Origin of the sequence: Geminicoccus flavidas, from assembly GCF_009806515.1 — a bacterium.
GTDB lineage: Bacteria > Pseudomonadota > Alphaproteobacteria > Geminicoccales > Geminicoccaceae > Geminicoccus > Geminicoccus flavidus.
In genome coordinates this window covers 1-11720 of record NZ_WUJP01001044.1, presented here as the reverse complement: position 1 = coordinate 11720, position 11720 = coordinate 1, and the positions used below count along the sequence as shown (strand labels likewise).

Genomic DNA, 11720 nt, shown 5'->3' with positions numbered 1-11720 from the left:
GGTGCGTATCGTCACCCTGCCCAGATGCGGTCACGTCAGCCGTTCACCAGCTTTGGCGACAGAACCTAGCCTTACTCGCCTGAGCAAGCGCCAACTCCTCATCCTGCCGCCGTCCATCCATAAGCTGTCACGAGGATGACGAGCAGCAGCACGACACTGGGTAGAAGATGTGCTGCTTCGTGATGGCGGATCAGGGTGGCGAAGATGGCCAGGCAGAGGAGGGTGCCCAGGCCGAGCCCAAGCAGCCGCGTCGCGCCCATCAGCAGCAACACTGCGATGGCAAGCTGCAGGATGCCGTTGAGCAGGTGGAACCATGATGGATAGCCCCAGCGGGCAAAGCTGTCGCGCATGCCCTTGGGGCCGATGAGGTTGACCACGCCGTTGACGGCGAAGAACAGGGCCAAGATCCAGGCTAGCCAGATTGGCCAGGGCATGCCGATGATCATCCTCTTGGTCCCAGCGGTGAAAGTTCAGGATGGGGGTGGTGCCGCCCGGAGGCGGCACTTAGGCAATTAGGTCAGAATAGGTAGTTGAACCTGAGCGTGCCGGTATGACCCTGGTAGTCCTCCCCCAGTTCCCCAGAATACTCGAGCTTGATCTGGGTGTGCTCGGTGGCCTGCAGTTCCAGGCCCAGGTTCAGCCTGCCCAGCGTGTCCGGCAGCTCGGTCTTGGCCTGGTACGTTCCAGCGCTCGCGGGTGCGGTGGCAAAGCGGGTATCGGCACTCCAGCTGTTGTCGTCGTAGAGCACCACACCGGCACTGGCATAAGGCCGCAGCGTCACGCCGTCCTTGAGCGGCAGCTTGCCGCCCACCTCGATCATCGGCGCGGCCGCGAACTTGATATCGTCCGCGCTGTCGACATCCAGGTCGAGTGCGCCGGCTCCGCTCTCGGTGTAGCTGCCCGTGCGCAGGTAGGTGACGTCCAGGTCGAGGTAGGGCTTGAGGTACCAGCCCTCGAACGGCACTTGATAGGCGATCCGGGTAGACAGGCCCAGCTGCTGGGTCTCGGGTGAGGCCGAGGCGGTCTGCCTGATGCCGCCCAGATCCAGATAGCGCTTGCTGTCGTACCAGCCATAGCCGCCGGCAAGCGTCCCGGAGATTAGCCAGCTGCCCAGCTGGCGCTTGACCAGCAGGCCCGCCAGCACCCCGTCGCCACGAGCGCTGCCGGTCCCCTGCTTGGCGTCCAGCGAGCTGTTCTCATAAGCAAGCGAGCCGCCGACAAACCAGCCATCGGCGATCTCCTTTTGCCCACCTGTCTGGAGCAGCACCGAGTGGTCGTCAAAGCCTAGCTGGTCGCCGCTGGCCTTGCGGTCGCTTCCGCCGCCGGTGGTCCGCACCCAGCCGCAGTCCTGCTCGCCGCCGCCTTCGTCGCTGCCGTCCTGCTCGGCCCGGTGTCCTGGGCCCTGTCTGGTTGGAACGGTCCCATCCTCGCCGCGAGCGTCGATCTCTACGGGAACGTCGTCGGCTACGAGTTGGACGATCATCGTCTGGCCGATGCGCAGGGCCAAGACGTGCCGGTCGACCCGCCACTGCCTTGAGCGGCCGGCTAACAAGCACCACCCAACACCAGCCCGCCGGCCGTGCCCTCGCCCCCGTGGCCGCCGCCGAACGGTACCAGATCAAGAAGGCGGGCAACCCCGGGCACGCGGGCTGCAGCGCGCACCCGGCCTGGCACTCTGCGTCGCGCTAGCTCAGGGCGGGGGGGTGTCCGAGCAGGCGAGCGTCACGGTCACCGTCTCGCTCTTCAAGCACCAGTTGGTAAAGGTTGCGTCGAACTTGTTGGTGTCGCCGCTCTCCACGGCTGCATTCTCCGGCGCCGTGAAGCAGGTGTTGTCGAAGGTGTAGCTCGGTGACCAGCCGAAGGAGAGGCCCCAGTAGTAGGGATGGTCGCCGGTGCAGTGGAAGGTCCAGCCCTTGGACTCCCATGCGGAGAGCTTGAGCGGTGCCTGGACCTGCAGCTCGCAATCCGGGATCGAGGAGGGCGAGCCGCCGTTCCAGTTGTGGCTGTCGCAAGCGTCTGCCCAGGCCGGCCCGGCAAGCGCGAGCATGGCGGCGGCGGCGAGAAAGCCGGCCAGCCGGCAGGACACGGCACTCATGGCTGGTCTCCTGTGTAGCCGACATGCTTGCCGGGGATGCCTTCGCGCGACGTCATGAAGGGGGTATCGTGCCACTTCGTCGTTGAGCAGCCGATGAACAGCTTCACCCAGCCGCGCACGTTCCAGTTGTTCAGGGCAACAACCCCGAGCTTGGCCGGATGGGCCGCGTTGATGGCAGCTGCCGCCGAGGCGTCGGCCACATCGGGCCGGCCGGAGACCGCCACGAGACGCATATGCTCGTGCTGCTTGCTGTCCCAGCCGACCAGGTAGGGGAAGCTTGGGGTGCAGGAGAGCTCGAGCAGGCGCGAGCCGCCCACCTCTACCGTCATCCACCTGGACCTGACCGTCACGCAGGTGCCGGGCTTCTGCCCGATGCACTCATGGCCGCCATATTCGAGGATCCGGTTGGTCCGGTAGAGATTCTTCGCATCCGCCGTCCCGGACAGCGTGCCTAGGATAAATGCAGCCGCAATACCGGCGAAGACCGTCAGCGCGGCTGCGGGGCATCGTGATCTATCGGCAGCCGGTCCGGCGGACTGCCATTTCGCCATTGCAGACATTCATGAACCTCCCTCTCCACTAGCCATGGCAAGCAAGCGGGCCGCGACTTCTTGCGGTCCGCAAGTCATTTCAGTAGCTGAGGCTTGTTTCAGACTTCTATCGTAGCCGAGCCTTCCACGAATAACATCAATAAATCTTGTTCATCTTGCCGCATGAGCGGGCGCTGTTCCGGCAGACATGGAACGCAGGCTCCTTCAGCCATGTTGACCGGGCGGTCGCGCCGCATTCCTGGCGCATCTGCTTTCGCTGGAGCGGCAACGTTCAGAGTGCGATGGCACTGCTGCAAGCCCACGGGATCACGATCATCGAGGGGCCGACACCACGGCAGGGCGCTGATGGTCGGCCCAGCCAGTCGATCTTCTTTCGCGGCCTCGACAAGAACCTCCTCGAGCTGATGGCTGCCAATATCGCATGACCGTGCCGCCTCCCGCGTGGCACACCCATGCGGGTGCCCCGATCGGCCATAACATGCGAACAGGCGGTCAGCGTCTTGCATGGCTCCAGGCTATCACCGGCTGCCGCCTCAGAAGTCCCAGACAGGCTCAAATGAGACGCACTGCATGTCTCGCCCCATCGTCTCGCTGGGGTCCTGAACAAGACTACTTGGCCTTTCAGGCGGCCTTCCCCAGCACGTCGAACTCGACATGGATCCGGTCGTAGGGAAACTCGAAGCCGGCCGAGCTGCGGTCGATCACGCCGTTGACCAGGAGCGCGTGCATGTCGGCATGTACCGCCTTGACATCCCGGCCCAGCAGCCTGGCCACGGCGCGCAGCGACATCGGCCCCTTGCCGGCCATGGCCCGGATCAGGGCCCATCGGTTGGGGGTGAGCACGCTCCACATCGCCTCGACCGATTCGAACGTGATGAACACACCCTGATGCTCGCCGCGAAACGCCGCCTTGGTGCGGGCCATGGCGTCGTCGATGCTGGAAACACCGATGTTCACCGTCCTCATGATGCCCTCCACCCTTGCACATCGCGCCAGAAGTCGTCGACGAGCTCGTCCAGGTCGCGGAAACGATAGGGCAGCTCGACGGTGCCCAGATGCTTGTGATCACCCTTGCCGGCCTCGTTGTCGTAGCGCAGCACGCACTCACCCTCGACCACCAGGGCCAGCCGGTACTTGAAGCCATGAGCGCTGCCGCGCACCGGCTCGGGCACGCGCCAGATCACCGTTTCCACGAACATGCCGTCAGCGAGCCGCGTGCGCTGCCTGACCAGTAGCTCGGCCTTCATGTTGGCATGATGGGCAACAACCTATCTGTTGTCAATCAGGACAACATATTCCAGCGCCGGCACGCGAAGGGCGACGCCGAATAGAGCAGGTTGGTGCAGACTGGCGGTTCTGATCGGCAGACCGCAACAAGGCGAATCGAAGGAGCAAAGCCGCCGCGGAGTCTGCTGCAACCGTCGCCATTGACCCGCCAGACGGTACTATGGGATAATCAAGATTCGTAGAAGTCTCCTCGCACCATTCACTGCGCCCTTCCTTCTCAAGGAAGATAGAGCATGGCCACGATCACTGGTACAATCAGTAATGACCGCCTGACCGGAACGTCCTTCAAGGACATGATTTATAGCAGAGCCGGCAACGATATCATTCATGGCCAAGCAGGCGCTGACCAGCTCCAGGGCGAGCAGGGGGATGATCGCATCCAGGGCGGTGACGGCAACGATCTGATCGACGCTGGCCTTGGCAACGACAGTGCACTCGGTGGGAACGGCCACGACCTGATCTATGGCGGGAGCGGCAACGACCTGATCTGGGGCCAAGACGGCAACGACCGAGCTTCAGGCGGCAGCGGCCACGATCGTCTCCAAGGCGGCAATGGCCTGGACCGCCTAGGGGGAGATGCCGGCAACGATCGCATCTTCGGCGGCGGACAGAACGACCAGCTCTATGGCGGCGATGGCAAGGACGCCATCGGCGTGACGCTCGACGAAAGTGGCTCTGTCTCCAGCTATGCCCGCGAAGGCGGCGATGACCTTGTGTGGGCTGGCAATGGCAATGACTGGGTGAATGGCGGGTTCGACGATGACCGCCTCTATGGCGAGGCGGGCCACGACAACCTCTATGGCGGAGGCGGCGAGGGCAGCGACGAGATCTATGGCGGATCGGGCAAGGATCATCTCTGGGGCGGCAGTGGCGACGACTTGCTCGATGGCGGTGAAGGTGAAGACGATCTCTCGGGCGAGTGGGGCGTAGATGAGCTTCATGCAGGAGCGGGCAACGATTTCCTCTTTGGTGGACCTGGCAACGACCTTCTCTACGGGGACGATGGCAATGACTACTTGAGTGGAACCGAGGGCAACGACCTCCTCGATGGAGGAAAAGGTATCGACAGAGCTGCGTTCTCCTCTGAGCCGACGAACTTTACCTTCCACAGGCAACCAGATGGCAGCTTGATCGTTGCCGCTAACGATAATGGAGAAGACGGCACTGATACCCTCAGAAACACCGAATATGGGATATTCATAGGTATTGCTATTGATCTCAAGCAACTCGGCGAATAGCCAGGAAGTGCGTCTATCATCCGCCCTCACGTCGCTGTTGAAACCAAGTTGCTAGTGTCGGCGTCATGGCAACGGCAAACGGGTGAGGCGGATGAGACTGGAGTTGCCTGACCCATCACGTGTGCAGCTTGCCTATCTCCCATCTTGTGGCCTCGTCCTCGGCTCAGGGAGAAGCCTACCATGGCAGACCTGATCGGCAGCATTGGCAACGACTTCATCATAGGTACCAAGGATTCAGACGATATCCTTGGCGATCCCTACGACATCGGCAACCTGCTTTCCTCTGGCAAGGGAGGCAACGACTTCATCGTCGGCCGTAGTGGTCACGAGAGCATCTTTGGGGATGCCGTACAGATCGCCGGTAACGGCCTAGGTGGCAACGACTGGATCGATGGCGGCTCAGAGTCCGAGTACATCGGTGGCGACGCCTTCATCATGAGCGAGAACGCACGGGGCGGGGATGACTGGATCTTCGCTGGCTCGGGCGGTGGCGCCATCTACGGCGACGCTGCCAGTGACATGACCAACAATGCTCGTGGCGGGGATGATCACCTCATCGGCGGCCCGGATTCAGACGGCCTGACCGGCGATAGCTTCCTCATGGACGGCAACGCCCAGGGAGGAGACGACTGGCTCGTCGGTGGAGGGGGCAACGACCTCCTGATCGGCGATGCCGGTGACGGCTTGGGCGGGCCTGCCACCAGAGGCGGCAACGACAGGCTCTGGGGTGGTGAAGGAAACGACATCGTTATTGGTGACGCTCTTCATGGCGGCTCGGGTGGAGATGACTGGCTGGCCGGGGGGGAGGGCAATGATGAACTCTCCGGGGACATCGGCATCCTGACCGTGCTCGAGAGCGGCGGACTAACGCGTCGGGGCGGCAATGATTGGCTTGAGGGTGGCACCGGCGACGACTTCCTGCGCGGTGATGCTCCCCACATGCTCAATGCTGCCACTGCCGGGAACGATGTGCTCATCGGGGGCCAGGGCAACGACCGAATGCTTGGTGATGCCGATCGCTATCAGAATTTCGCCCCAGTGCGCGGTATGGACCGGTTCGTGTTCCACTCTGGCAGTGGCCAGGACGTCATCGGTGACTTCGAGAATGACAAAGACAGCATCGATCTATCCGCATATGCAGGCATCAACAGCTTTGAGCAGATCCATGAGCATGCACGCTCAGTTGAAGGAGATACCGTGATTGACTTCGGTGTTGCAGTCGGACGCGCGGCGGGTGAGGATCTGCTCAGCCTGACAGGCTTTGCCATCGATGACCTCAGCGCAAATGACTTCGAGTTCTAGGCCGGAGCTAATGTCCATAAGTAAGTATATCACCATGTATTATGCCGAAATCTAAGCAACAGTTAAATTGGATGGTGCACTCGCATTGACTCGGCGTTGAGCAGTTGGTCGATCTGATGCAAGGTCCCGATTTGTTTGAAGAGGAGGGACACGATACCGGACCTGTCGACCGTCAGGTCACCGCACAGTGGCAGGGCAGGGCCTGTCATCGCGTTCGATCAGGTAGCCGGGCAGCAGAACATTCGCCGGCTGATCGTTCCAGACCGGTATATCTCCACGTGAGTTGCGGATGCGCTTGTAGTGCAGGAAGTCCTCGTTGCTCGGCTGAATGACACCTGGTCCCAACTCCTCCGGAGCGATGAAGTTGTTGTTGGGTTCGCCGCCATCCCAGTTCGTGTAGCGGAACGCCAGGCCGGTCACCCAGCGCCAGTTGCCAGCAGGCTCATTGCGCGAGTTCTTCTGAAAGCCGCCAATCCAGGGGCCATTGATTGAATCCACCACGAAGAACTTGTCCCGGTTGGCGATGAGGCCGAAGACGAACCGGTCCTCGGACCTGGCGGCGATCGTGGCGAGGTGCCAGCCACAGCCGCGCCTGGTTGCGCGCAGGTGCGCCTCCACCCAGTTGATCCGTTCCGGCACGAACACGGCCTGATACCAATGCCCATTACCACCTGTGGCCGTTCGCCATTGCACGGGCTTGTCCGGGACCTCGACAGCCATGGCCGCCGACGTCGAAAGGACTGCCAACCCGGAGATCAGCCAACGGATCATGGTCGCCCACCCTGCTTGTTTGCCGGCTCGTCCGTCACCGGGGCAGCAGGCACGAGGCGGCGGAGAAGTTCTCCGGTAATGATACACGTGATGAGCAAGATACCATGTCAGCGGTATCGCCGCCTATAGGGAGTGCCGGTGACACGCCTTTCTGGCTAGGACCCATCCGAGGCTTCAAGTTTCAGGGGGAGGGCTGGCCCAGCCTGACACCGCCTGCACTGGCACGAGGCATTGCAGACCTCCTTCAGGAGGGACCATTCTTGCGGGGGCAGGCCAGGCCGAAATGATCTCCGCACGCGATCAGGCTGTACTCCACAGTACCTTGACGATCACGGCGCCACCGACCGGCGGCGAGGAGATCCGGAGTGGCCAGCCATCCCATGTCCAGCAAGAGCCGCAGCCTCTCTTTAGAGCTTCTGCGTGGCATTTCTTCCGCTTCGTCAATCCTGGAGGTCGGAAGGAGACTTTCATGACAACAAGTCGAAGCATGACAGCCGCAGCGCTGATCGTCGCAGGTATTTCGGCACCGCACGTTGCACTGGCGCAGCAGCCGGGCGTCAAACGCACCGATCTCCAGCGGCACGATCTCAGCATTCCTGGACGCGAGGCCATCCAGGTCCATGTCGAGCTTGCTCCGGGTGTAGTCTTCCCCAAGCACTCCCATCCCGGTGAAGAGATCATCTATGTCCTCACCGGCTCGCTGGAGTACGAGCTCGAGGGCAAGCCGCCGGTAACGCTCGGGGCCGGCGACGTCCTGTTCATCCCGGCTGGAACAGTTCACGCAGCGAAGAATGTCGGCAGCGACACTGGCGCGGAGCTCGCCACGTATATCGTCGAGAAAGGGAAGCCACTCGTCGTTCTGGCCGAGTGACTAGCCACCGGTGTCGCCAAACGAGGGCCAAGTTGGCCGCGAGCATCAGCGTGACGTTGACATAACCCGTGCAGATCTTGGATTATGGATCCTCGGCCGTCACGCAGCCAACGATGTCTTCTCGCTCCGCAGATTCCGTTACATGAAAGACTTGTGACGGTTTGGGTTCTTCGACGTCATCAGCCGGCGCGCCGATCCTGCGTCGCCATCGAAAGACAAGCAACGTCGTGAAGCTCTGCACGAGAGCGTTCACCTGGGAGGAAGCCATGACCACTGTTGTCGAGGCACCAAAGGCGCGGCCGGCCGACATGAAACTCGAGGTCGTCGTTGTCCCCGTTGCGGATGTCGATCGTGCGAAGGAGTTCTATGGGAGCCTCGGCTGGAGGCTCGACGCCGACTTCGCAGCGGGCGGCGATTGGCGCGCGATCCAGTTCACGCCGCCTGGCTCTGGCTGCTCGATCATCTTCGGCAGGAACGTCACCGCGGCGGCACCCGGCTCCGCCCAGGGGCTGTACTTGATCGTCGCCGATATCGAGGCGGCTCGTAACGAGCTGCTTGGTCGTGGCGTCGAGATCAGCGAGGTGTTCCACGGCGCCGGTGACGAGCACGCAGGCATCGACCCGCCCTACCTGTTCGGGCGGCGCCGAATCGGCGGCCCGGATCCCGAGCAGCGCAGCTACCAGTCGTATGCCTCGTTCAGCGATCCGGACGGCAATGGCTGGCTGCTCCAGGAAGTCACCGCGCGCTTGCCCGGACGCGTGGATGCCGGCGACACGGTGTTCACCTCGACGACCGAACTGGCAGAAGCACTCCGGCGCGCAGCGGCCGCGCATGGTGAGCATGAGAAGCGGACCGGCCAGCATGATGCGGGCTGGCCGGACTGGTACGCCGAGTACATCGTGCGGGAGCAGGCGGGCCGGGAACCGCCAGCATGAGCGCTCGCTACGACGCGATCGTGATCGGGGCAGGCCAGGCCGGACCGCCCTTGGCCGGCCGCCTTACCGCCGCTGGCATGAAGGTCGCCCTGGTCGAGCGGAAGCTGTTCGGCGGCACCTGTGTCAACACGGGCTGCATTCCGACCAAGGCCTTGGTCGCCAGTGCCCATGCCGCTCATCTGGCGCGGCGGGCCAGCGAGTATGGGGTGATGATCAGCGGCCCGGTCGCGGTCGACATGGCAGCCGTCAAGGCGCGCAAGGATGCGATCTCGGCCAAGTCCCGGGAAGGCGTGGAAGCCTGGCTGCAGAACATGGACGGCTGCACGATCCACCGTGGCCATGCACGTTTTCATTCCCCCACCGAGGTGCAGGTCGGCAGCGAAAGACTGGCCAGCCAGCGCATCTTCATCAATGTCGGCGGCCGGGCTTTGGTGCCCGATCTGCCCGGCATTGATCGCATTTCCTACCTGACCAACACCACGATCCTCGAGCTCGACCGTGTGCCGCGGCACCTCGTCATCGTGGGCGGCAGCTATATCGGCCTGGAATTCGCGCAGATGTACCGCCGCTTTGGCAGCGAGGTGACGGTCGTGGAGAAGGGGCCCCGGCTGGTCCAGCGGGAGGACCCGGACGTGTCGGCCGCGGTCAGGCAGATCCTCGAGACCGAAGGGATTGCCATTCGGCTGGATGCCGAGTGCATCCGCTTCGAGCCACGCGGCGATGAGGTCGCTCTGGGCGTCGAGTGCCGCTCGGGCGAGCCCGAGGTCCTGGGATCCCACGTCCTGCTGGCCGTCGGCCGGCAGCCGAACACCCATGACCTGGGCCTCGGCGAGGCGGGCGTTGCCGTGGACGAGCGTGGCTACATCCAGGTCGATGACCAGCTGCGCACCAACGTGCCGGAGATCTGGGCGCTTGGCGACTGCAACGGCCGCGGGGCGTTCACCCACACCGCCTACAACGACTTCGAGATCGTGGCGGCCAACCTGCTCGACGACGAGCCGCGCCGGGTCAGCGACCGCATCGATGCCTATGCGCTCTATGTCGATCCGCCGCTCGGCCGCGTGGGCATGACCGAAGACCAGGCACGGCGGTCGGGAAGAGCGATACGAGTCGGGATGCGGCCGATGACCCGGGTCGGCCGTGCGGTCGAGAAGGGGGAGACGCAAGGTTTCATGAAGATCGTGGTCGACGCGCAGAGCCAGGCGATCCTGGGCGCAGCGATCCTCGGTGTCGGCGGCGACGAGGCCATCCACGGCGTACTGGATATGATGGCCGCCAAGGCGCCCTACATCACCTTACAGCACGCGATGCATATCCATCCCACCGTGTCCGAGCTGATCCCGACCATGCTGGGTGAGCTTTGGCCCGCAAGTCTCAGCGACTCATAGGAATACATGTCATAACATCCAATCAGCCTGGACGGCTTAGAAAGCTGCTCGATCAGTGACGAAGAAGCGGATCAGGCCTTTGCCTTGACCGGAAGCCGAAAGGGCGCGCCGAGCCGGTTGAACGCGTTCATCGCCGCGATGGTGATCGTGAGGTCCACGAGATCCTTGGGCGCGAAGGCCGCGCTTGCGGCCGCATAGGCTTCGTCGGAAGCGTGCGTCTCGCTGACGAGCGTGACTTCCTCCGCCCACGCGAGCGCGGCGCGGTACTGGTCCGAAAACAGGTGGGGCACCTCGGCCCAGACCGGAACCAGGGCGACCTTCTCGAACGGCATCGTCTTGAGGAGGTCCCGGGTGTGCAGGTCGATGCAGTGCGCGCAGCCGTTGATCTGCGACACGCGCAGGAAGACGAGGTGGATCAGTTCGTGGGGTAGGTCGGTGCCCGTGGTGATGTAGTGGTGGATGCCAAAGAGCGCCTTCGCACCCTGCGGCGCCACCTCGTTCCAGACCAGCCGTTGGTTATCGCTCATGACAAATCTCTATGCTCGGAACGCCGGAGATCGACGTTCAAAGTCATGACGAGCCGATCGGTCGGGGTGTGACATGCTATGCAGTATTTCCGCTCGACGCGGCATCGGACCGGCATCCTTTCATGTCGGCAGCCCAATCGGACATAACATCCATGACCGCCACGCAGGCGGCAGGGTGCCAGATGGTACGATAGCGGACAGCCGGTCGGTGCTCGCGCCCAGCGGCGCGGGTTACTTGGGCACCGACCAGATCCCCAGCAGGATGGCGGACACGATCAAGGCCGCCAGGGCAGCAGCGATCCAGCCAACCATCTCGTAGACGGACATCGGCACTTCCCGGGGCAGGCGTACACCGTACGCGGTGCCGTCAGGTTCACTTACGCTCATCTCCACAGCTCAGACCATCGCGGATGGCAGGAAACCGATGCCTGATGTCCGTGCCCGGATCGGCCGTAGAGCCCGGTAGCAGGCTAGCTGGGGCAAGAAGACCTTGTTGCCCTACGAGAAACGGTCCGTGCGGTAGAGGAAGAACATCGGTAGCCTGCCGTTGCCGGCCAGCGCCGGCGCCCGATCAGGAAAGGTGGCAGGCATGAACCTGGAAGATCTGTACCGCCTGCTGCGCAGCGAGCATGTCCAGGCTCAGGGTATGATCGACACGATCGACGACCCCTTGCTGGTCCTCGACCAGGCCTTGCGTGCAGACCGCCAGCCGCGCCTTCTACCAGACCTTCCAGGTCGACCGGGACCAGACGGTC

General features: G+C 63.1%; 14 protein-coding genes and 1 pseudogene. 7 read left to right on the top strand and 8 right to left on the bottom strand.

Features of this window, described 5'->3' with window-relative positions; translation table 11 throughout:
- Positions 1-98: 98 nt before the first annotated feature.
- From EQG76_RS29995 to EQG76_RS29980, 4 genes are all read right to left on the bottom strand, one after another.
- Entirely contained in the window at positions 99-446 is a 348-nt protein-coding gene (locus tag EQG76_RS29995) for a DoxX family protein (RefSeq protein WP_159718907.1), read from the bottom strand.
- Between the two features lie 71 nt (positions 447-517).
- Positions 518-1507: an autotransporter outer membrane beta-barrel domain-containing protein gene (locus EQG76_RS29990; RefSeq protein ID WP_159718906.1), complete on the bottom strand. Its 990-nt coding sequence runs from the start codon at positions 1505-1507 to the stop codon at positions 518-520.
- A 183-nt stretch (positions 1508-1690) separates the two neighbouring features.
- Positions 1691-2095 (bottom strand): hypothetical protein, encoded by a 405-nt coding sequence (locus EQG76_RS29985; protein WP_159718905.1) that lies wholly within the window; start codon positions 2093-2095, stop codon positions 1691-1693.
- Positions 2092-2655: a hypothetical protein gene (locus EQG76_RS29980; protein WP_159718904.1), complete on the bottom strand. Its 564-nt coding sequence runs from the start codon at positions 2653-2655 to the stop codon at positions 2092-2094. The genes EQG76_RS29985 and EQG76_RS29980 overlap by 4 nt, the downstream gene beginning before the upstream one ends.
- A gap of 137 nt (positions 2656-2792) precedes the next feature.
- Between EQG76_RS29980 and EQG76_RS29975 the strand changes: the two genes are divergently transcribed.
- Positions 2793-3071 carry a VOC family protein gene (locus tag EQG76_RS29975; protein WP_159718903.1) on the top strand — a complete coding sequence of 93 codons (279 nt, stop codon included), beginning with the start codon at positions 2793-2795 and terminating at the stop codon, positions 3069-3071.
- A gap of 196 nt (positions 3072-3267) precedes the next feature.
- Here the strand turns inward: EQG76_RS29975 and EQG76_RS29970 are convergent, their stop codons facing one another.
- Both EQG76_RS29970 and EQG76_RS29965 read right to left on the bottom strand, forming a co-directional pair.
- The gene (locus EQG76_RS29970; protein ID WP_159718902.1) at positions 3268-3612 is read right to left on the bottom strand and encodes an HVO_A0114 family putative DNA-binding protein; all 345 of its coding nucleotides are present in this window, start codon (positions 3610-3612) and stop codon (positions 3268-3270) included.
- Entirely contained in the window at positions 3609-3893 is a 285-nt protein-coding gene (locus EQG76_RS29965) for a toxin-antitoxin system TumE family protein (RefSeq protein WP_159718901.1), read from the bottom strand. The genes EQG76_RS29970 and EQG76_RS29965 overlap by 4 nt, the downstream gene beginning before the upstream one ends.
- 273 nt (positions 3894-4166) lie before the next feature.
- Here EQG76_RS29965 and EQG76_RS29960 point away from each other — a divergent pair, with 273 nt between their 5' ends.
- Entirely contained in the window at positions 4167-5171 is a 1005-nt protein-coding gene (locus tag EQG76_RS29960; protein WP_159718900.1) for a calcium-binding protein, read from the top strand.
- Between the two features lie 180 nt (positions 5172-5351).
- Positions 5352-6473: a calcium-binding protein gene (locus EQG76_RS29955; protein ID WP_159718899.1), complete on the top strand. Its 1122-nt coding sequence runs from the start codon at positions 5352-5354 to the stop codon at positions 6471-6473.
- Between the two features lie 177 nt (positions 6474-6650).
- Here EQG76_RS29955 and EQG76_RS29950 read toward each other — a convergent pair whose 3' ends face one another.
- Entirely contained in the window at positions 6651-7244 is a 594-nt protein-coding gene (locus EQG76_RS29950; RefSeq protein ID WP_159718898.1) for a C-type lectin-like domain-containing protein, read from the bottom strand.
- A 487-nt stretch (positions 7245-7731) separates the two neighbouring features.
- Here EQG76_RS29950 and EQG76_RS29945 point away from each other — a divergent pair, with 487 nt between their 5' ends.
- The 3 genes from EQG76_RS29945 (at position 7732) to EQG76_RS29935 (ending at position 10438) form a co-directional block, all read left to right on the top strand.
- Positions 7732-8115 carry a cupin domain-containing protein gene (locus EQG76_RS29945; RefSeq protein WP_407925590.1) on the top strand — a complete coding sequence of 128 codons (384 nt, stop codon included), beginning with the start codon at positions 7732-7734 and terminating at the stop codon, positions 8113-8115.
- 266 nt (positions 8116-8381) lie between these two features.
- Positions 8382-9050 carry a VOC family protein gene (locus tag EQG76_RS29940; protein WP_159718908.1) on the top strand — a complete coding sequence of 223 codons (669 nt, stop codon included), beginning with the start codon at positions 8382-8384 and terminating at the stop codon, positions 9048-9050.
- Complete coding sequence (locus EQG76_RS29935; protein WP_159718897.1) at positions 9047-10438, top strand: FAD-containing oxidoreductase; 1392 nt, start codon at positions 9047-9049, stop codon at positions 10436-10438. The genes EQG76_RS29940 and EQG76_RS29935 overlap by 4 nt, the downstream gene beginning before the upstream one ends.
- Positions 10439-10509: 71 nt before the next feature.
- Here EQG76_RS29935 and EQG76_RS29930 read toward each other — a convergent pair whose 3' ends face one another.
- Positions 10510-10965: a carboxymuconolactone decarboxylase family protein gene (locus EQG76_RS29930; RefSeq protein ID WP_159718896.1), complete on the bottom strand. Its 456-nt coding sequence runs from the start codon at positions 10963-10965 to the stop codon at positions 10510-10512.
- A gap of 589 nt (positions 10966-11554) precedes the next feature.
- Between EQG76_RS29930 and EQG76_RS33815 the strand changes: the two are divergent.
- Positions 11555-11720, top strand: a pseudogene (locus EQG76_RS33815) (histidine kinase); the annotation flags it as partial.